This is a genomic window from Niastella caeni, from assembly GCF_004834005.1.
Lineage (GTDB): Bacteria > Bacteroidota > Bacteroidia > Chitinophagales > Chitinophagaceae > Niastella > Niastella caeni.
Genome location: NZ_STFF01000001.1, coordinates 214,363 through 234,659, shown reverse-complemented (window position 1 = coordinate 234,659; position 20,297 = coordinate 214,363). Strand labels below are relative to the sequence as shown.

The window sequence follows — 20,297 nt, the reverse complement described above, 5'->3', positions numbered from 1 at the left end:
ATAATACCGAATATCGAATGTTCAATGTAGAATGTTGAAGTGAAATACAGAAGTTTGAAATTTGTATTTGTATTTATACTTCAGCATTGGACATTCTGCGGTTCAATATTCAATATTCTCTATTTATAACAGTATGCCGCTCAGAAAAACATATGCTACCGAGAAGTAGATCACCAGACCGGTTACATCAACCAGGGTGGCCACAAACGGTGCAGAGGATGTAGCGGGGTCGGCGCCTAATTTTTTTAATATGATGGGCAGCATGGAACCTGAAACCGTACCCCATAAAACAACCCCAATTAATGACAAGCCTACTGTACTACCGATCATGACAGTATGATTGCCATAGGTATGAAAAATGCTGTTCCATAAAGCTACGCGTATAAAGCCGATCAGTCCTAATACCGTGCCCAGCATTAAACCGGAAATGATCTCGCGCCGCATTACCCGCCACCAGTCGGTAATGGTGATCTCACCTACTGCCATCGCCTGAATGATAAGCGTACTTGCCTGGGAACCGCTGTTCCCACCACTTGAAATAATGAGCGGAACAAACAAAGCCAGCACTACCGCTTTGGCAATTTCATCTTCAAAATAACCCATGGCGGTTGCGGTCAACATTTCACCTAAAAATAATACGATCAACCACACCACGCGCTTTTTAAAGAGTTTCATGATGGGCATTTCCAGGTAAGGCTCGTCCAGCGCTTCGGTACCCCCGATCTTTTGAATGTCTTCGCTGAATTCTTCATTGGCTACCCACAACACGTCGTCGATGGTCACAATGCCGAGCAGGATGTTTTTATCATCCACTACCGGCAGGGCCATGCGGTTGTTCATTTTGAAGGTTTGGTTAGCCACCTCCTGGTCGTCATTTACGTGTAATGTTATATAACGGTTATCAATAATTTCATCTACTTTTTTTTGCGGGTTGGTAAGAATGATCTCCCTGATCCGCATATCATCAATAAACTCACCGCGGTCGTTCACCACATAGATCACATCAATGGTTTCACTGTCTTTGCCTACTTCGCGAATATGGTCCAGCACTTCCTGCACGGTCCAGTCAACCCCAACCGCAATATAATCGGGGGTCATCAGCCGGCCTACGCTGCTTTCGGGGTAACCGAGCAGCGAGAGGGTTACCCTGCGTTCATCGGGATCAAGCAGTTTAATGAGCTCTTTTACCACCTCGCTGGGCAGTTCTTCCAGGAACGACGTGCGGTCGTCGGCCGGTAACTCGTTCAACAGTTCGGCTGTTTTAAAGGGTGGTAATTCCTGGATGATCGCTTTCTGCGCCGGCAGGTCAAGTATTTTGAATACACTGGATGCCCGGTGAATACTCATGTTGCCAATGATCTGGCTTGAATATTCCGGAAATTCATTGATCAGTTCAGCCACTTCGCTGATATTCTGGTCATTCAAAAACTCCCGCATCTGTAACACGTCTTCCTGGCGGATCAGGTGCAGGAATTGCTCTCTGGCATTTTCTATTTCCATGCTCATGGGTCAAAATTACCGTAATATGATGGTTTGATTGCTTAATGGGTTAATGGTTATTTTCCTGCAGTTCGGAAATGCTGATCGCAGACGAACTGCTTTTTAACCAGCCATATGACCATTCAATAATCGAACCATCTATTTAATTAAGGTATCTTCGCAAAAAGCAAACGCTGATTGATTAACGACCCAACCATTAAACCATAAAACAATCAAGCAATAATAATGATTCTACCTTGTCTGTACATCGCTCCAACCAAAGAAATGGGTCGGGGTGTATTTACATCGGAAAAGCTGAAGGCCGGTACTGTTATTGAAATTGCACCGGTGATCGTAATGAGCAGGAAAGACCGTACTCTGATAGACCAGACCTTATTGCACGATTATATTTTTGAATGGGGTGATGATCAGCAACAGTGTTGCATGGCGCTGGGGTATGTGCCGATATATAATCATGCCTATAAATCGAACTGCGAATATGAAATGGATTATGAAAGCGACCTCATTACTATTAAAACCGTGCGGGCTATAAAGTCGGGTGAAGAATTATTCATCAATTACAATGGCGATTGGAATGATGAGAAGAAATTGTGGTTTGAGGCAGTTTGAAAGGCAACGAGGCAACAAGGCATAGAGGCAACGAGTGCACGATTGACCATTCACAAAAAAAACTGCCCTAATAGTATATTAGAGCAGCGTAGGTGTTGATCTCAAAGTGTGAATACAAAATAGCTGTTTGCTATTTATTGGATGCTTACTTTTTCGAATTAAATACGGGTTTATACTTCAGCGTAAATAAAATACCATAACTATCCATGCGTATACTACCCGTGCCCAAGCCCTGCAATGGTATTTTTAAATAAGGTTCTGCCTGTAGCGAGAACCGTTTACCCAGTGAGCGTTCCATACCTCCCGACAGGTTCAGTATAGAGAAAAAATAATTTTTGTTGGTATCAGTATTATAAGGGTAAGGATATATATTACCATTCACATTATAATTTATCATGTAATATTCCTTATCCATCAAATACGTAGATGCGCCTGCGCTGGCAAACCAGCGCCGTTTAGTATTGAATGAAAAATCATAGCGCACGTTAACCGGGATCTCCCACATAGAACAATTGCCTTCTGCATTATCGATTTCCCAGTTCCATTGGTTTTTGTAATGGAAATCCTCACCATCGGCCTTGTAAAACTTTTTAGTGTATATAACACCGGTATTCACCGACCAGCGGTTCGAGAACCGGTAACCTACCTGCAAGCCAAAAATATAGCCGGTTTTATACATCGGCCCAAATTTAACCGTGCTCAAATCAGGACCAGCCATCAAACCAATTTCCAATGGTTGTTTAATTTTATCTTTTCCCCGACCGGCTTCTTTTTTTGTAGGCTGCTCCGCAAGTGTTTTGGTAGAATCTGCTGCTGGAGGAGTAACCGTATTGTTGTTCTTCTCCGCGTCTGCCAACATGCTATTCGTTGCCGGTTGCGTTGTTGAAGAAGTAACTGATGGATCAGTATTTTTATCAGCAGGTTCCCCGTTTGTATCTTGATCGATGGTAGCGATCTTGTTATCAGGCTCCGTTGTATTGTCTGGAACTGTGTTTACAATCTGGCTGTTTTTACCTGCTGTAGTGCGTTGGCGTTGGCCCGGTTTACGTTTGGATGCTTTTGTTGACTGCCGGCCATCTTTTCCCCGGGTTTGCGGAGTGATAGTGGCATAATTTAATGTGAGCGGTGTTTTATCAACGCCCGGCTCATTCGCAACCGGATTCGATTTTCTGTTGCTTGTTTTTACAACTGGCTTTATAGCGTTTTTGTCAGGTGTTGTAACCAATGTAGAAGCAGTACCTGGCTGATTATTGCCGGTGGTACTGGGTTTGGGATCGGTCAATGAAGCCGACGGCTGCTGCTGGTTGCCGGCAACCGGTTGTGTATTGGCAGTTGTATTGCCGGTTGTTTGTGATGGCCCCACCGGTGTTGAATAGGTAGCGGTAGCCGGATTGTTTTTTTCGGAACCAACCGGGGTAGCATTGGTTTCATTATTCTGCTGCACAGAAGATGGCTTCTCTGCCGGGGTAGTTACCCGGGAGATATTGTCCTTAGCCAGAGGTGTTACCGGCTTGTATTTCATGATGCCGATTAAAGCGCCGCCGGTGGTAGCGGTAATCAAAAACAGCCAGAACAGGAAGCGCCGCTTTTTTTTCTCCTGCGGCAACTCCTGGTCAAGTCGCCTTTCCAGATGTTCCCACCCAGAAGCGCCTGGCTCCACCTCGAAGTGCTCGGCAGCTTCGCGGCTTAAACGGTCTAGGTCATTATCATGGAGGGGATACATACGCTTTAATAAGATTTTTATTCTGCAATAGTTTTCTCAGGTTGTCCCTGGCCTTTGATAGGTTGGATTTGGATGCCCCCACTGAAATTCCCAGTGTTTGCGAAATTTCTTCATGGCTAAGCCCTTCAATAACAAATAAATTGAATACCGCCCGGTATGCCGGTGATAACAACCGGATGGCTTCAATAATTTCTTTGTAAGATAACATATCAAGACCGTTTTCTCCCTGATCTGCAATGGTTTCTGATTCATGCGTAAGTACGTGGCCATTGACCGACGAATTGGATTTTCGGTAATGATCAATACAAGTATTAATTAAGATTCGTTTGAACCATCCTTTCAACGATAGTAAAGTATCCTCCTGCCGGGTTTCATCAAATTGATGAATATTCTTGAAGAGTTTTACAAATCCTTCATTCACAATCTCCTCGCACTCTTCCATAGCATTAGTATACCGGTAACAGATTTTCATAGCGAATCCCCGGAGCAGGTAATACAACTCCTTTTGACTGCTGCGTTCATTTTTGCGACAGCCGCTCAATAATGAGGAAATGTTTGAGTTATCTAGCAAGGGTGTTGGTTTGCGGGATATTACATTGCTAATTCATTGTTTTTCATAACTCAATGGCTATTACGGTGGAAAAGGTTACCGGGTTGCCTGCGGTTTTAAGAAAAGTTTTTGGTTTTATATGAGTCTGATTGCAAATGTAATCGAAATAAGGAGAACGAGGTAGTCGTTCGTTGTCAGTTTTCAATATTAATTTAACCTGATTCAACAGCGATTCAGGTTAAATTAATACCGGGTTGCATATTTTATGTCAGAATTAGAAGGACTGCTGAAAAAAGTTTTCTTCGTACTTCTTACTTCTTACTTCTTACCTCCGGCCAGCATACTTGCAGGCGGCTGCCCGATGATCATGAGCGTACCGCGGATATAGGCCTGCACCTGGATGTAATCTTTTTGCGGAAGTAACCCTACCAGGCGGAACTGTTGAAAGGTACCGGTGGTACTCATCCAGGGTGTTACGGTTTGATTTAACCGGGCTTCAATAGCGGCCTTATTTTTTTCTATCAGGGCGGCAATGTCCAGCACCGACTGGTTGGCCAACTGCTTCATGATCTTTTTGCGGAACAGCGCCTTGGCAATATTGATCATCATGTCTTTTGTATCAACGGCAAAGCTTATATCGGGCATTGACAATACCTGTTTCTCGGCATCCAGAATGGGCGTGCCTTTCAGGTGCAGTACGCCTTTGCGGTTTCCGGTGAAAGAAACATCTACCTGTATTTTACCATCGTTGGTGCCGCTGATGTTTACATCCTTAATCACGAACGTTCTTCCTTCCACTTCAAAAGGTTTATTCACCAAACTGTCGTTCATGAGCTTGTTAAAGAAACTGTATTGGTAAACGGCATCCAGGTAAGTGCTGATGCCGGCGGTGTAATCAGAATTGCTGATGGGTGGCAGCGCAGCGCGGGTCACCAGGCGTAAGCTGTCTGACGAGAATTTAGGCTGACCGCTATAACCGATCGAAAAGTATAATGTATCCCTGAATACATTGAATTTGCTAACGCGCAGCATGGATGGATTGAGGTTTAAAAAACCATAGGTGCTGATGGGCATAACGCGGCTGCCTCCACTCCGCCACTGGCGCAGCATTTCATTGTTGTTCAGGGTTTGAACAAACTTATCGAAGGAAGAGCAATAACTTTCTATCGATGCTTTGATACTGTCCATAATTTCACCGGTCATGTCGTTTTGCATGAGGGTGACCTCGCATTTATCAAGCGGATTCAGTTTATCTAATTTGGTTGCGGTAAGCACCTGGTGATTGGGAAGCAGGGTAAGGTTGGAACTGATGTTCAGGTCAACCCGGCGCAGGGCTTCATTACCAAAACCACAACTGCCGCTTACCCAGGGCGATACCTGTTTATCGAATGCGCATACTGCTTTACTGCCCGCGATCTGGTAATTGCCGCGAAAACCAATGGTGACTTTATTATTAACGCAGCCAAAAACAAAATTAGAACGCACAAAGCGGAATTTATAACGGAAATCACAGCCCGATTGCGTGTAATTGGGCCATTTATCGTTGGTGAATTCCCTGGCGGTCCCTGAATCCATTATAGCCAGCAAAGGCCTCATGTATATCTTGAAAGGTATATTGATCTGGGAAGAAGGCAACGCCGGTAAAAGCCGCGCCGGGGTTTCGGTTGTGGGTTGAATAGTTACTTTTTTGCTGCTGTTACAGGCTGTGATACAGATAAGTAAGGCTACTACAGGCAGAATACCAAAGATATGTTTCATATTAAGGGAGAAAAAGTTTCTTTAATCAAATATAAGGCCGAAGTAGGAGATGTAAGAAATTTAGAGATTTCGGGATTTGGGGATTTTGAGATTAATTAGAGGGTAAAAGCTTGATGAAATCTCAAAATCTCTAAATCTCAAAATGAGAAATTGAATTTATGAGTAAGAAATTTAGAGATTTCGGGATTTGGGGATTTTGAGATTAATTAGAGGGTAAAAGCTTGATGAAATCTCAAAATCTCTAAATCTCAAAATCAGAAATTGAATCTCCTACTTCGTAATTTGCAGCATGAGTACTACTTTTTCTGCTATTTACTATGATGCTGCTGGCCGCTCTTATCCGGCCACCATTTTTCTGTCGGCTGTTACCATTACCATCCGGTACCTTAATGAAAATAACCAGGAAAAAGATGTGTACTGGCTTACAAAGGATATTACCGGCTTTCTGCAACAGACCATACAAAGCGAATTACAATATAAAAACAACAGGGGAGAAACGGAACGTCTGTGCATCCGCGACGAACAGTTTATACAGGCGCTTAAGAAAACCCTTTCACATCACCGGGCCTTTGGTAACACGCATACCCGCGTACTGGGCAGTGTTTGGATGAAATTGGGAATAATTGCCTTGATCCTTCTTGCTATACTGGTAGGCTTATACCTGTGGTTGGTGCCCTGGCTGGGTGAACGGATGGCGAAAGGATTTGCAAAAGAACAGGAGGTCAGCATGGGCGAGCAAATGTACCAGTCGGTGATACAACAATATAAAGTGGACGCCCGTAAAACAGCTATCCTGAATGATTTTTATAAGCAATTACACTATGAAACAGGATACCCTGTTCAAATAACTGTAGTGGAATCGAACGACATGAATGCCTTTGCCATACCCGGCGGTCATATTGTTGTGTATAGTTCTATTTTAGATAATATGAAAACGCCGGAAGAACTGGCTGCCCTGCTTGGTCATGAAGCTTCACATGTTGCGTTGCGCCATTCTTTGCGTAATATCTTTCGCGACCTGGCGCGCAGCATGTTTATTGCACTGATCGTAGGCAATGAATCGGGTGTTACTTCGGTAGTGGTGAATAACGCCAATCAATTAAAGCAACTCGAATACTCCCGGGCGCTCGAAACAGAGGCCGATAACAACGGCCTGCAACTGATGTCAAAAAATAACATCAATGTGCAGGGCATGGTTCGTTTGATGAATATGTTGCAAAAGGAAAGTGGTGGAAGTGAACCGGCTTCTTTTTTAAGCACCCACCCGGTTTTTAAAGACCGCATTCAGAATATTGAAGAAAAGATGAAACAATTGCCTGCCGTAACCACTTCCAATGATAATTTGAAAAAGTTATTTCACGACATATATGAGTAACTGGTTAAATGGTTTAATTGTTTAATGGCTTGATGATTGAGACTCGTGAATTGCGAATCGTTCGATAAAATGCATTATACTGAACAGTCGGAGAATTCAGCCATCTATCCATCGAATCATTAAGCAATCATACTGGTTAACCCAGTATTTCCGTTACGTGCTTTTTAATGTTCTGCGCCATTTTATTCATGGGCAGGTCATTTTCATCGCCGCCAAACGGGTCTTCAATTTCTTCTGCCACCAGTTCAAGACTGGCCAGTACATAAAAAATAAAAGCTACCACTGGTATGGCAATATAGCCCAGGCTAATGACAAAGCTGAAGGGCAGGGTCATTACATAAAAGAAGATGAATTTTTTCAGGAACACGCTATATGAAAAGGGGATAGGCGTATTCTTGATGCGCTCACAGGCGCCACAGATATCGGTAAATGATTGCAGTTCGTTATTGAGAATGATCAACTGCTCGCCTTTGATCTTCCCTTCTTCAAACAACCTGTTCACCCGCTGTATCAGCAGGCTGGCTACCTGGTTGGGTATATGACGGTTGGTATCGAGGTTGCGCAATTCAGGCTGCTCCTGTTCATCCAAAGCCAGGCGCGTAGATTCTGCATGCAAATGATGCGACAATACCGACGCATACATGGGAATGATCTTTTTAAAGAACGACCTGTGCACTTCATCTTCAACCCCCAGCATGCTGTGCAGTTTAATAGCCAGGTTACGGCTGTTGTTTACCAGGGAACCCCATAATTTTCGCCCTTCCCACCAGCGATCATATGCCGTGTTGGTACGAAATACCAGCAGCATCGAGATAACGAAGCTGAGGAGGCTATGCATAGAGGTTATATTTGTTATATGGCTGCTTTTAGATAGCTTAAACACATTCAGCTCCAGGTATGCAATGATCCAGCAATAGGCACATATTCCAATAATAAGGGGTGCCAGTTGTCGAAGGGTATCGGCTTTATGAAAGCGGAATATAAAAGTAAACCAGTCTTTAGGATTGTATGTGATCATAGTGGCTGTTCTGGGTGGCAAGTTACGGAAAATAGCTAGTGGGAAGAAGCGGGTAGGTAGGTTGACAGGTTAACAAGTTGACAAGTTGATGGAGAGGGAAGTAAGAAGTAGGAAGTCGGAGGTAAGAAGCTGGAAAATAAAAAGGCCCGAGGGTTTAAATCCTCAAGGCCTTGGTATTATGACTTAACATTTCCAAACTTTATGCGGCTGCCTATAGTAAGCACTGCTCAATGCGCGGTAGCAACCACAAACAACAAACCATAAACCACAAACCTACTTAGGTTTCGCCCAGGTATTGGCCGGGAAAGTTGGGTTAACTTCATAGCTCTCATAGGTGATGGTTTGTGCGTGCTTACCAGCCTGCATGATCTCGGTATATGGTAACAAAATGTTGCCTGTTTTCTTGAAATCAGAATAGGTAAAGGTAGTAGTACCGCTCAGAGGATCAACCATGATCAGCGCTTCCAGGCGGTTGTTGCGGTTATTGATAATATAACCGACGCGCATACTGTTCACCGCCACCATTATTGACGACAGTTCATATTGCTGCGTTTGTAAAGTGGCAGTTGATTTTGCCAGCACATCCGATTTTAATCCTAATAAACCACAATAGAGGTAGCGCTTCAATTCTACAACCCGTTGTGGCGACAGGGTTGCATAACCCGTTCCATCAAAGCTCCAGCCGCTGTTGCCTTCCATTTGCTCTAACAGAATGGTATTGCCTTGCAGTGCCGATTCCAGGCGCACTATCTGGCGGGTATAGTCAGCCTGCATGGTCAGGGTAAGATTGTTGGTGTTCATCACCGCTTTCAATGTGGTGAGGCCATCCAGGCTTTTACCACCATGGGCCTGATTGGCTTGTTTCAACAGGTTCATACCTGCTTCCAGTGCATTGCTTTGTTTAACGGCTGCGGGATTTGCTTCGCCAACATGCTTTGCCAGTTCTTCTTCATCGGAATAATAGATCTCACCATTGATAACAACAATTGATTTTTTATCAGCGTTGGTGAAAAAGCTATAATTGGTTGTGCGACCATTGTCGTACTTAAGCGCCAACTGGCTTTGGTTAATAGTATAGGAACCATTATCACCGGTATTGTTGCTTCCACCAGAAACAGTAGTAAGGCTGGTAGTACGTTTGAATTTACCGTCGGTAAAATAAAAACCATCCTGTTTACCACTTGATCTTACATATTTGTAAAACCCGGTAGGTACAGTATTAGATATATTCAGTTTGATAAAGGTAGCAGCACCTGACTGACCGGTTTCGCCGGTAACGCTCAACAGGATTATCTTTTCAGAACCATCGTTCAGGAATTTCATTTTCAGTTGGTTCCCTGTAATAGAGTAAGTTCCGTTCACTTTTTTTTGCCAATCCGGTTTATCCAGTTCGTTGCAAAAAGAAGAGTTAGGTCTGAAGTAAAACACGTAATCGGTTCTAACCATTTCGCCTGCATCAGAACTCTGGTCATACTCATATGCAGTACCTGCATACACCGCATTGATGGTTTGATTTTGGGCAACAATGGTGGAACAGGAGAATAGTAAGCAAAAAAATAAAACGCTAGTACGGATTCTCGCCAAGGTGTTAAATGTCATGATAACGTTTATGTATGAAATTCAAAAAGTCTGCCGAAATATTAAACTAATAAATACAGAACCAATAAGTTTTATGAAATTTTATTCAACAGGAGCAAGCAAGTAAGCATATCGTTTTTATATATACGATAGAACTACACATAGCCACTAAGGATAGGTTATTAGTGTTGAGGATTCGTGGCCTTTAGGGTCAAGTTTGGGTGCACAAATGTATAGTGTTTTCTCAAACGAATGTCCTGTAGTGTCCTGCTCCCGCCTTCAGGTGGTTCGGCACTGCCTCCAAAAACGCCGCTATATATCTATTATTGTGTTGTATTTCATTTTGTTATATGTCATGGTAAATGGTATAATTGAATTGAAATGAAGCAGATAGGAGGGTTTTTATTCGTGCCGATAGACAAATTGGCGTATGATAATAGCAGTCAGTAACTGAATATGACACCCTATAAAAAGAAAAATGCCACACATATCAACGTGGCATTTTTTATATAAAAAAACTTTATATTCATCGCTTACAGGCTCGGGAACCATGGGCGACTAACAGCTTCCCGGAATGGCCAGGGAATAGCCGCTAATATTACGATCAGCGCAATTAAAAAGAACCAGAATGCTTTTTTGTATTTAACGGCATCGGGTATTGACTTTTTAGCCTGACCTCTGCCGATCGTTATCAGTACAATAGCAATCAGCATCATTGTGGTATGTTCTACCCAGAAGAAACGGTAAAAACTATCTTTCATCACGCTGGTACCTTCTGGCAGCGATGCCGTGAACATGCCGAAACGTCCAAACAGCAACAGGATCAGGCCAACCAGGAATTGGGTATGGGCCGAGATCATAGTGAACAACCATATTTTCTTGTCACCTGCTGATAATGCTTTCTTACCATTTAAACCCGATAAGCTTTTTACGATAGAAGCCAATAGCAGTATTAACAATACCCAGCGAAGCAAGTTATGTAGTGCAACTAAAATATTCATATTGGAGATTTGGCGCAAAGCTAATGCTTAGTTCTTAGTTTTTAGTTCTTAGTTTTTGGTTTTTAGTTCTTAGTTCAGTGGCTTGGGAAAAGCCTTCGACATTCATCATTCAACATTCAAGATTCATTATTCTTCAGTCCAATCGGCAATAAAGATATTCGTATCGCGTGTTCCGCCGTTGTTGCGGTTGCTGCAAAAAACGATCTGCTTACCATTGGGGCTGAACATCGGAAATGCATCGAACCCTTTGTCGCGGCTGATCTTCTGCAACTGACCGCCATCTGCCGGCATGGTATATAAATTAAAGGGAAAACCTCTTTTGTATTCATGGTTCGAGGCGAAGATGATGTGTTTGCTATCGGGCATAAACGCCGGCGCCCAATTGGCTTGTCCCAATTGTGTAACCTGGTGCGCATTGCTGCCATCGGCATCGGCTATAAATACTTCCATTTGCGTAGGCGCTACAAGGTTTTCAGCCAATAGTTCCTTGTAAGATTGTAATGCTTCGGGTGTTTGCGGTCGTGAAGCGCGCCAGATGATCTTTTTGCCATCGGGGCTGAACCAGGCGCCGCCATCATAACCCGGTGTGTTGGTGATCCTTTTTTCTTTACCAGTTTGCAGGTCCATTATGTACAGGTCAATATCGCCGTCCTTAACGCTGGTATAGATCATTTTTTTGCCATCGGGTGAAAGTGTGGCCTCAGCATCATAGCCTTTGCTATGGGTTAGCCGTTTAACGATCTTCCCATTGAGGTCGGCCATAAAAATATCGTAGCTGCTGTACAAAGGCCAGATGTATTTATTACCATATTTCGAGCGGTCGGGCAATGGCGGACAGCTATCGCCGCCGAGGTGGGTAGAAGCATAAATGACGTGCTTGCCATCCTTTGTAAAAAAGCCGCAGGTGGTGCGGCCTTTACCGGTGCTTACCATTTTGTATTGGAAGGGAGCGCCGGGCGCCGGTACCTTTCCAACAAATATTTGATCGCAGGGGATGCCATCCTTTGCACTGGTGCGTTGAAAAACGAGCCATTGGCCATCGTAGCTAAAATAAGCTTCGGCATTGTCGCCGCCAAACGTCAACTGTTGAATGTTCCTGAAATGCTTTTCTTCGGGGTATAGTAATGTGTCGGCAAGTGGCGAAGGAACAACCGATGGCAATGGCTGGTGATTAAATGCGGTAATAAAAATACCGGTCATGCCAATCAGCAGTGGAAGCAGCATCCATTTTTTTGTCATACCTAAATATATTGTTTTATGGCTGGATTGCTTGATGGTTATAATTTCCGAAGTTCGGACCTCCGAATGAATTTTAGGCATTTAAATATTGCTGCAGCAGCCATCAAACCATCAAACCATCGAGCAATCGACCATTAAGCCATCTAACCATCGGGCCATCCATATAACCATTAATGAAGATAATTTTTGTTAAATAGTTTGCATGTCAGAATATTGTCATAAGTACTTTATAAAAATCGGTTAGATTTGCCCCGGATGAGGCATGGATATTTAAGTAATTTATAATATTCATTCAACATGCCGGCCTTTGAAAAATATATAACGCAGATGAAAAAATGGTTCTCTTTACCCGGTTTATTGCTGATGGGTGTATTATGTTGGGCATGCAGTTGCAATTCCGGAACCAAGGATAAGGAATCGGCAGAAAAAGTTTTGAGCTCACCTCTTTATGCAGGTTTAACCGACAGCATTAAGCAATTTCCACAAAACCACGAGCTGTATTTACAAAGAGCCGTATTGCTTTCGCAAAACAACCGGCATGAAATTGCCATGGCTGATTATAAAAAGGCCTGGGAGTTGAAACCGGAGGAACATATTGCCTTGCAATATGTATCGAACCTGATGCTGATAAACCGGCCCGAAGAAGCGATCAGCCTGTTAAAAGAAAGCCTGGCCAAATGGCCAGCCAATCCTGATCTGCATCGCCGTTTAGGCGAGGCCTATACCCAAATGGGCGAACCCCAAAAAGCCATTTCACAATACAATGAATGGGCGCAACAAGACTCGCTCAATTTTGAAGTGTGGTATGAAAAAGGGGTATTGTTAGCCCAGTTAAAAGATACCCCGGCAGCTATTGAGGCATTGGAACAATCATACAAAGTTCAGCCTATTAATTACAATGGGCTGGCCCTTGCAAGTTTGTATGCGGCTACCCTGAATCCCAAAGTGATCACCCTTTGTGACGACCTCATACGCAAAGACACCTCAGGTATTATCAACGATGTGTTGTACCTGAAAGGCAGTTTTTATTCAGACACGAAGCAATACGATAAGGCTATGCAGATGTTCAATGAATGTATAAGCCGCGACTGGAAATTTGCGGATGCCTATATTGAAAAAGGGATTGTATTACATGATCTGAAGAAATATGACAGCGCATTAAAAGTGTTCACCATGGCTGCCACCGTACAAAACACCAATCCCGATGCCTGGTACTGGATGGCCCGTTGTTATGAAGTGCTTGGAAAAAAAGACCTGGCCCTGGTGAACTATCAACGTGCTGCAGCCATTGATAAAAACTTTGAAGAAGCACGGGAAGGTATCGAGAGAATGAAGAAATAAGAAGCAGGATCAATGGACCAGGAACTAAAAACTAAGAACTAAAAACTAAGACCAACTACATGGCAATTGTAGCACCATCTTTTTTATCGGCCAATTTTCTTACACTGGAAGCAGATTGTAAAATGGTCAATGAGAGTGAAGCCGATTGGTTTCATCTGGATGTTATGGACGGACGGTTTGTTCCCAACATTACGTTCGGCCCGATGATCATTGATTTCATTCGAAAAGCCACTACCAAGGTATGTGATGTGCACCTGATGATCGTGGAACCCGAGAAATATGTTGAAGACTTTAAAAAGGCCGGCGCTGATATCTTAACCGTGCACCTGGAAGCCTGCACGCATTTACATAGAAATATTGAACAGATAAAATCGTTGGGCATGCAAGCAGGCGTAGCGCTGAATCCGCATACCCCGGTAGAAGCCCTGAAAGAAGTGTTGCATGATATTGACCTGGTGCTGATCATGAGTGTGAACCCCGGTTTTGGCGGACAGAAATTTATTCAGCAAACACTGCAAAAGATCACCAACCTGCGCCGGATGATCGATGAAAAGGGACTGGCTACCAAAATAGAGATTGATGGCGGGGTAACCTTACAAAATGCACCCGATATCATTAAAGCCGGTGCGCATGTACTGGTGGCGGGCAACACGGTGTTCAAATCAAAAGATCCCAAAGACACCATTGCGCAGTTGAAAAAAATAACCAGATAGCAGGCATGGCAAAAGATCTTTTCAGTAACCAGGCATCATTATACGCACAATACCGCCCGGGCTATCCGCGCGAGTTATATGAGTATATAGTACAGCATGTAAACAGCAGAACGCTGGCCTGGGATTGCGCCACTGGGAATGGGCAGGCGGCCGTTGAACTGGCGCGCTATTTTGACCGGGTAATGGCCACGGATATCAGCGAAAAGCAATTGCAACAAGCCCAGCCGCATGAAAAGATCACCTATTCAGTAACCACCGCAGAGCAAACTCCATTCGGCAATAACAGTTTTGATTGCATTACCGTAGCGCAAGCCTATCACTGGCTTCAGTTTGACGCCTTTGAAAAAGAAGTAATGCGCATTGCAAAACCGGGCGCCGTGGTAGCCATTTGGGGCTACAGCCTGGTGGTGTGTGAAGACGAGGCGATCAATACACTCATCAATACATTTTATCGCGACAAAGTTGGCGCGTATTGGGATAAGGAAAGAAGGTATATCGATGATCACTACACCACCGTTCCTTTTCCGTACGAACCATTACCCTCGAAAGATTTTCATATAAGCGTTCAATGGAACCGGCAGCAACTGATCGGGTACTTCAATACCTGGTCGAGCGTGCAGCATTTTATAAAGGCGCATCAATATAATCCGGTAAATGAACTGGCCGCGGCTATTGAGAAGTTGTGGCAGAATGATAATTACAAGAATTTTTATTTTCCCTTGTTTTTGAAGTTGGGAAGGGTGAAGAAGGATGTCGGGATTTAGAGATTTAGAGATTTTGAGATTTGGGGATGTAATCCAAATGTTCAATTAAAAGAAATCCCAAAATCCCAAAATCCCAAAATCAAATAAACACATGTGCCTTACTTTAAGAAAAAGCTAATTATAAAAATAACTGCAACATATGAATAAGTTAAGGTCGGCAATAATCGGTTGTGGCAAAATTGCGCAGGTACATGCCCAGGCATTAAAAAATATTGCAGAAACAGAACTGGTAGCCGTGCAGAGCCGAAGTGAAGAGAAGGCCACTGCAACAGCCGCCCGCTTTGGGGTAAAAGCGTATACTGATATTGCAGAGATGATACAACGAGAGCAGGTGCAGGTGGTAGTTATATGTACGCCGCACCCGGCGCACCGGGAGGCTGCTATTATAGCTATGAAGAACGGGGCGCATGTGCTCACAGAAAAACCGCTGGCTGTTTCACTGGCAGATTGTAATGCCATGATGGAAGCGGCCGCTACGTATAATAAACAATTGGGCATGGTGAGCCAGCGCCGGTTCTACCCCGCATGCCGGCGCATAAAGCAGGCGATTGATAATGGTAAAATGGGTACGCCCATGTTGGGTACAGTGGTGATGTATGGCTGGCGCGATGAAAAATATTACAAGAGCGATCCATGGCGTGGGGACTGGGAGCAGGAGGGAGGAGGTGTGCTGGTAAACCAGGCGCCGCACCAACTGGACCTGTTGTTATGGTATATGGGCAGTGAAATGGAAGAGTTGTATGGTGTTTGGCAAAATATCAATCATCCGTATATAGAAGTAGAAGATACCGCGGTGGCCATTGTCAGGTTTAAGAGTGGAGCAGTTGCTAACATTGTTGTAAGCAATGCACAAAAACCGGGCATTTATGGTAAAGTGCATATACATGGTTCTAATGGCGCTTCGGCTGGCGTACAAACCGATGGCGGGTCCATGTTTTTACCAGGACAATCAACGATCCTGGAAGCGCCGTTAAACGATATCTGGACGGTGCCCGGCGACGAGCAACAATTAGCAACCTGGCAGGCTGCCGATACTGCAGAATTCAATGCTTCAGACCCCGTGGAATATTATATCCGTCAACAGAACAGGGACTTCATTGTAGCAATAGCCGAAAACAGGGAACCGCTGGTAACAGCGAAAGAAGGAAGAAAAACGGTGGAGTTGTTCACTGCTTTATATCGTTCCATGAAGGAGCGACAACCCGTTCGCTGGCCACTATAGCCGGGGAGCGAACCTTCTTCCCTGAGAAAAAAAGTCTACAGAATTACTATTTATAGAAGCTATTACCCGGTGCACCAGGAAAAAGAAAGACCCCATTGAGATAGAGAATATGTAACTGTTGCTGAGTAAATAATTCCTCAGTAACAGAGATCATTAATTTTCAGGCAATAATTGGGTTGCCTTCATGGCAATGGTTTTGCATAAATGATATAGTAACAAATCGTGAGTTATGGTAATAAACGAAAAAGAGTTCCCGGTAGTAGTACAGGCATATCAACCTTCGGCTAACGGAGAATTGTTTGTGGCAGAACAAATGGTGCGTAACCAGGCTGAAGCAGATTCGTTTAGCAGCCGGTACGCCGGATATGTTATAAAAGCAAGAGTGGTACGGGAAAATGAATTGGTTACCAATTATCGTGATGGTAACGGTACAAAACGTACGGCTGTTCATCGCCGGGGATTACCAGCATGGGCGATCCTTTTACTTATAGTTGTTGTACTGGTTGTAGTGGGCTTTACCACAGGCTGGATCCAAAAAACTTTTGAAATTAACTTGTAATAGAAGTTCGTTCCGTTTTCGTTAAACCGGCGGATTATTGCAAACGTGTATACGTACCCGCAATGTCCTCCGGTTTTTTTATTGAATATGTAGAATGCAAGACAGCATGTAATAAAAAAAATGGGCTGAATAGACATTCAGCCCCTGTACAAAACACGCCTTCCAAGTAATTATTTTGAATAAGTTTATTAACAGTAAGAAATCCCCCAGCCCCCACAGCCTGTCCCGCCTTTAGCGGAAGCCTGCAATCAGCTTTCTTTCTCCATTATCCTTCTCTGTTTTGTCTCGCTCCTGATCTCTTTTCTTCTTATTTGCTGATTGCGTTGTTGGTATAGTAATTTCCAATCGGGTGCCAAAAATTAAATTGTTAATTATCAGTGTTTTAAGTGTATGCCAATTCGGGCATCGTCCCTCCGGGGGAATGATTTTCCAGGAATAGGTTGGCATGGTAAACACAATACACAGAAGTACTTACCAGCATGTGTAGGTTACAATTGATTTGTGATAAGTACGCATAAGCCTAAAGTCAAAAGTCCAAAGCAAATACAAAATAATGCTGTTTGCTGCAAGCTGCTAGCTGCAAGTAATACATATTGCATTTTACTTTATGCCTCGTTGCCACGTTGCCTCTATGCCTTTATGCCTCGTTGCCTTTGTCTCCCCAACAATAAAATCCCCCTTTTTATGTTTACAATGATGTCAATTTCAATTAATTTCGACCGCACTAAAACTTACCTGGGTGAAGAAAATTGTCCCTTTTTTACTGGTGATCTTCGCAGTTTGTATTGCCGGTAAGGCGGTAGCACAAAAAAAGACGGCCTGGGTTACAGGCCGGGTGGTGGGTGAAAATGAGCAACCCCTGGATAATGTGTCAGTGGTGATCTTAGGGCGGCTGAAAGGCAGCGTCACCTCCGATTCCGGAACTTTTCGCCTTCGGGTACCTGCTGATAAAGCTTTTGCCATTGTATTCAGCTTTACCGGTTATAAATCGGAGCAACGCAATTTCCTGCTGAACGAAAATGAAGAAGAGCATGTGGTGATCCGCCTGGAACGCGGTACCCGCGAACTGGAGCCCGTGGTAATTACCGATCAGCGGCAGCGGCGCGAGGCCGGACTGGTGGTCATCAACCCAAAAAATGCCATCAACATTCCTTCGCCCACCGGTGGAATAGAAAGCCTCATAAAAGTATTTGTTGGTTCAAACAACGAATTAACCTCCCAATATTCTGTACGGGGTGGCAACTATGATGAGAACCTGATATATGTAAACGACTTTGAAGTATTCCGCCCATACCTGGTGCGCAGTGGCCAGCAGGAAGGCTTAAGTTTTATCAATCCCGAACTGGCGCGCAATGTTAGTTTTTATAATGGCGGCTTCCAGGCAAAGTATGGCGATAAAATGTCGTCGGTCCTGGATATTCAGTATAAAAAGCCGCGGCAATTCGGCGGTTCGGTTTATGTTGGCTTGCTTGAACAGGGTTTGCACCTCGAAGGCATTACTAAAAACAATAAGTTCAGCTACCTCATAGGCGTTCGTAACCGCAGCAACCGCAACCTGCTCAAAAGCCAGGAAACACAGGGTAATTATGTGCCCTCTTCTGCCGACCTGCAGGCGTTGTTAACCTACCAGATCAATGCAAAGAACACCATCGAACTGCTGGGTAATATCTCTCAAACCAAGTTCACATTAATTCCAGAATACAGCCAGCTTACATCTTCTGTGTTTTCGCCTTACTTCAGCGCCAACCTGGGATTGGATATTTATTTTGATGGCCGGGAAGAGGACAGGTACCGCACCAACATGCTGGGTTTATCATTAACGCAACAGCCCAAAAAGAACCTGCGGTTAAAATGGATGCTGAGCCGTTTTGAGAACGATGAACGCGAAGCCCTCGACATTACCGGCGCCTACATTTTTGGCGAGCGGGAATTTGATAAAAGCAAATCAGATTTCGGGTTGATCAACAATCCGCTGGGAGCAGGGCTGTATCAAACCTATGCGCGCAACAAACTCAATATACAGGTATGGAATGCATCGCATAAGGGCATGCTCGATAAGGGCCGTCATTACCTGCAGTGGGGACAAAGCGTAGAACGGCAAACCATAAACGATAAATTGCATGAATGGGAATACCAGGATTCGGCCGGTTACAGTTTGCCACATATTCCCGATAACCTGGTAATGAATAAAGTGCTTAATTCAAAAGCCGACCTGGAGATCACCCGGCTCTCAGGCTACTTCCAGGATAATATCATTGTGCACGATTCCATGGGCCTGGTGCTGCAGGCCGGTGTTCGGTACAATTACAATACCCTGAACAACGAATTATTGATCTCGCCCCGGGTAGGCTTCTCCTGGAAGCCGGCCCACTGGAAACGGGATATTATTTTCCGCGGCGCCGCCGGTATTTATAACCAGCCGCCATTCTATCGCGAATTACGCCGGTACGATGGCTCTGTGAACAAAGACCTGAAAGCGCAAAAGAGCTGGCAGGTAGCCGCCGGGTTCGATTATAACTTCCGCTCCGGAAACCGTCCGTTTAGATTGACCACCGAGGCGTACTACAAGAATATGTGGGATGTGGTGCCGTATGACATAGACAATGTACGGTTGCGGTATTTTGGCGAGAACCGGGCGAAAGCCTACGCCGCCGGTTTTGAAACCCGCTTGTTTGGCGAGCTGGTGAAAGATGCAGAAAGCTGGATCAGCTTAGGCTTTATGCGCACCCGCGAAAACCTGAAAGGCGATACCTATTACGATTATACGATCGATTCGCTGGGCACAATAAAAGACAGCAGCCTGAAAGAAGCTGGCTGGTTACGCCGCCCGTCTGACCGGTTCCTCACTTTTGGGATGTTCCTGCAGGATTACCTCAGCACGAATAAGAATTTGAAAGTATACCTCAACTTCCTGTATGGAAGCAATTTGCCCTATAACATTCCCAATAGTGTAAAATACCGCAATGCACTGGTGATTGAACCGTACATCCGCATTGATATAGGGTTCAGCGCGTTGCTGCTGGATAGCGAAAAAAGCAATCGCCGCAGCCATAGCCCTTTTCGCAATTTCGAGAACATCTGGGCTACGCTGGAAGTGTTTAACCTGATCGATCGCGATAACACTATTTCTTACATGCTGATCAAAGATTTTTCCAACACTGTTTTTGCCATGCCGAACCGGCTTACGCCCCGTTTGCTGAACCTGAAGCTGGTGGCGAGGTTTTAGAAGGCAGCCGCAAGCTGTAAGGTGCAAGCTGCAAGTTGCAAGGCGCAAGCTGCAAGCTGCAAGGCGCAAGCCGCAAGCTGCAATCCGCAAGCTGCAAGCCGCAAGCTGCAAGCCACAAGCC

Annotated in this window: 16 protein-coding genes; 8 read left to right on the top strand and 8 right to left on the bottom strand. The window is 44.4% G+C overall.

The genetic code is table 11. The annotated features are described in order from the left end of the window. Positions 1-123 precede the first annotated feature (123 nt). The gene (gene mgtE, locus FAM09_RS00970; RefSeq protein ID WP_208025461.1) at positions 124-1,506 is read right to left on the bottom strand and encodes a magnesium transporter; all 1,383 of its coding nucleotides are present in this window, start codon (positions 1,504-1,506) and stop codon (positions 124-126) included. A 219-nt stretch (positions 1,507-1,725) separates the two neighbouring features. Here mgtE and FAM09_RS00965 point away from each other — a divergent pair, with 219 nt between their 5' ends. Continuing rightward, entirely contained in the window at positions 1,726-2,109 is a 384-nt protein-coding gene (locus FAM09_RS00965; RefSeq protein ID WP_136575209.1) for an SET domain-containing protein, read from the top strand. A gap of 145 nt (positions 2,110-2,254) precedes the next feature. Here FAM09_RS00965 and FAM09_RS00960 read toward each other — a convergent pair whose 3' ends face one another. From FAM09_RS00960 to FAM09_RS00950, 3 genes are all read right to left on the bottom strand, one after another. Then, positions 2,255-3,832, bottom strand: a complete 1,578-nt coding sequence (locus tag FAM09_RS00960) for a porin family protein (protein WP_136575208.1) — start codon at positions 3,830-3,832, stop codon at positions 2,255-2,257. After that, entirely contained in the window at positions 3,816-4,403 is a 588-nt protein-coding gene (locus tag FAM09_RS00955; RefSeq protein ID WP_208025460.1) for an RNA polymerase sigma factor, read from the bottom strand. The genes FAM09_RS00960 and FAM09_RS00955 overlap by 17 nt, the downstream gene beginning before the upstream one ends. Before the next feature lie 297 nt (positions 4,404-4,700). After that, complete coding sequence (locus tag FAM09_RS00950) at positions 4,701-6,140, bottom strand: DUF4403 family protein (protein WP_136575207.1); 1,440 nt, start codon at positions 6,138-6,140, stop codon at positions 4,701-4,703. Between the two features lie 289 nt (positions 6,141-6,429). Between FAM09_RS00950 and FAM09_RS00945 the strand changes: the two genes are divergently transcribed. Next, positions 6,430-7,515 (top strand): M48 family metallopeptidase, encoded by a 1,086-nt coding sequence (locus FAM09_RS00945; protein ID WP_136575206.1) that lies wholly within the window; start codon positions 6,430-6,432, stop codon positions 7,513-7,515. A 136-nt stretch (positions 7,516-7,651) separates the two neighbouring features. On the opposite strand, the gene FAM09_RS00940 is transcribed toward FAM09_RS00945, so the two are convergent. The 4 genes from FAM09_RS00940 to FAM09_RS00925 all read right to left on the bottom strand — a co-directional run bounded on the left by FAM09_RS00940 (position 7,652) and on the right by FAM09_RS00925 (position 12,351). Beyond that, the gene (locus FAM09_RS00940; RefSeq protein ID WP_136575205.1) at positions 7,652-8,533 is read right to left on the bottom strand and encodes a bestrophin family protein; all 882 of its coding nucleotides are present in this window, start codon (positions 8,531-8,533) and stop codon (positions 7,652-7,654) included. 273 nt (positions 8,534-8,806) lie between these two features. Beyond that, positions 8,807-10,132, bottom strand: coding sequence for a hypothetical protein (locus FAM09_RS00935; protein WP_136575204.1), 1,326 nt, complete (start codon positions 10,130-10,132; stop codon positions 8,807-8,809). A gap of 512 nt (positions 10,133-10,644) precedes the next feature. After that, the gene (locus FAM09_RS00930; RefSeq protein ID WP_136575203.1) at positions 10,645-11,112 is read right to left on the bottom strand and encodes a hypothetical protein; all 468 of its coding nucleotides are present in this window, start codon (positions 11,110-11,112) and stop codon (positions 10,645-10,647) included. 126 nt (positions 11,113-11,238) lie between these two features. Then, the gene (locus tag FAM09_RS00925; RefSeq protein WP_166436987.1) at positions 11,239-12,351 is read right to left on the bottom strand and encodes a TolB family protein; all 1,113 of its coding nucleotides are present in this window, start codon (positions 12,349-12,351) and stop codon (positions 11,239-11,241) included. Positions 12,352-12,678: 327 nt separating this feature from the next. Here FAM09_RS00925 and FAM09_RS00920 point away from each other — a divergent pair, with 327 nt between their 5' ends. The 6 genes from FAM09_RS00920 (at position 12,679) to FAM09_RS00895 (ending at position 20,176) form a co-directional block, all read left to right on the top strand. Continuing rightward, entirely contained in the window at positions 12,679-13,692 is a 1,014-nt protein-coding gene (locus tag FAM09_RS00920; protein WP_166436986.1) for a tetratricopeptide repeat protein, read from the top strand. Between the two features lie 59 nt (positions 13,693-13,751). Further along, positions 13,752-14,405 carry a ribulose-phosphate 3-epimerase gene (gene rpe, locus FAM09_RS00915; protein WP_136575200.1) on the top strand — a complete coding sequence of 218 codons (654 nt, stop codon included), beginning with the start codon at positions 13,752-13,754 and terminating at the stop codon, positions 14,403-14,405. Positions 14,406-14,410: 5 nt separating this feature from the next. Beyond that, positions 14,411-15,169: a class I SAM-dependent methyltransferase gene (locus tag FAM09_RS00910; RefSeq protein WP_136575199.1), complete on the top strand. Its 759-nt coding sequence runs from the start codon at positions 14,411-14,413 to the stop codon at positions 15,167-15,169. Positions 15,170-15,308: 139 nt separating this feature from the next. Beyond that, a complete protein-coding gene (locus FAM09_RS00905) occupies positions 15,309-16,391 on the top strand; it encodes a Gfo/Idh/MocA family protein (RefSeq protein WP_136575198.1) in 1,083 nt (360 codons plus the stop codon). A 229-nt stretch (positions 16,392-16,620) separates the two neighbouring features. Continuing rightward, positions 16,621-16,950 (top strand): hypothetical protein, encoded by a 330-nt coding sequence (locus tag FAM09_RS00900; RefSeq protein WP_136575197.1) that lies wholly within the window; start codon positions 16,621-16,623, stop codon positions 16,948-16,950. 739 nt (positions 16,951-17,689) lie between these two features. Continuing rightward, positions 17,690-20,176 carry a TonB-dependent receptor gene (locus FAM09_RS00895; RefSeq protein ID WP_243751553.1) on the top strand — a complete coding sequence of 829 codons (2,487 nt, stop codon included), beginning with the start codon at positions 17,690-17,692 and terminating at the stop codon, positions 20,174-20,176. Positions 20,177-20,297 lie beyond the last annotated feature (121 nt).

What these genes read in the sequence shown, in the direction of transcription:
- mgtE (WP_208025461.1), bottom strand. Translation starts at nt 1,506, where the DNA reads ATGAGCATGGAAATAGAAAATGCCAGAGAGCAATTCCTGCACCTGATC.
- FAM09_RS00965 (WP_136575209.1), top strand. Translation starts at nt 1,726, where the DNA reads ATGATTCTACCTTGTCTGTACATCGCTCCAACCAAAGAAATGGGTCGG.
- FAM09_RS00960 (WP_136575208.1), bottom strand. Translation starts at nt 3,832, where the DNA reads ATGTATCCCCTCCATGATAATGACCTAGACCGTTTAAGCCGCGAAGCT.
- FAM09_RS00950 (WP_136575207.1), bottom strand. Translation starts at nt 6,140, where the DNA reads ATGAAACATATCTTTGGTATTCTGCCTGTAGTAGCCTTACTTATCTGT.
- FAM09_RS00945 (WP_136575206.1), top strand. Translation starts at nt 6,430, where the DNA reads ATGAGTACTACTTTTTCTGCTATTTACTATGATGCTGCTGGCCGCTCT.
- FAM09_RS00940 (WP_136575205.1), bottom strand. Translation starts at nt 8,533, where the DNA reads ATGATCACATACAATCCTAAAGACTGGTTTACTTTTATATTCCGCTTT.
- FAM09_RS00935 (WP_136575204.1), bottom strand. Translation starts at nt 10,132, where the DNA reads ATGACATTTAACACCTTGGCGAGAATCCGTACTAGCGTTTTATTTTTT.
- FAM09_RS00930 (WP_136575203.1), bottom strand. Translation starts at nt 11,112, where the DNA reads ATGAATATTTTAGTTGCACTACATAACTTGCTTCGCTGGGTATTGTTA.
- FAM09_RS00925 (WP_166436987.1), bottom strand. Translation starts at nt 12,351, where the DNA reads ATGACAAAAAAATGGATGCTGCTTCCACTGCTGATTGGCATGACCGGT.
- FAM09_RS00920 (WP_166436986.1), top strand. Translation starts at nt 12,679, where the DNA reads ATGAAAAAATGGTTCTCTTTACCCGGTTTATTGCTGATGGGTGTATTA.
- rpe (WP_136575200.1), top strand. Translation starts at nt 13,752, where the DNA reads ATGGCAATTGTAGCACCATCTTTTTTATCGGCCAATTTTCTTACACTG.
- FAM09_RS00910 (WP_136575199.1), top strand. Translation starts at nt 14,411, where the DNA reads ATGGCAAAAGATCTTTTCAGTAACCAGGCATCATTATACGCACAATAC.
- FAM09_RS00905 (WP_136575198.1), top strand. Translation starts at nt 15,309, where the DNA reads ATGAATAAGTTAAGGTCGGCAATAATCGGTTGTGGCAAAATTGCGCAG.
- FAM09_RS00900 (WP_136575197.1), top strand. Translation starts at nt 16,621, where the DNA reads ATGGTAATAAACGAAAAAGAGTTCCCGGTAGTAGTACAGGCATATCAA.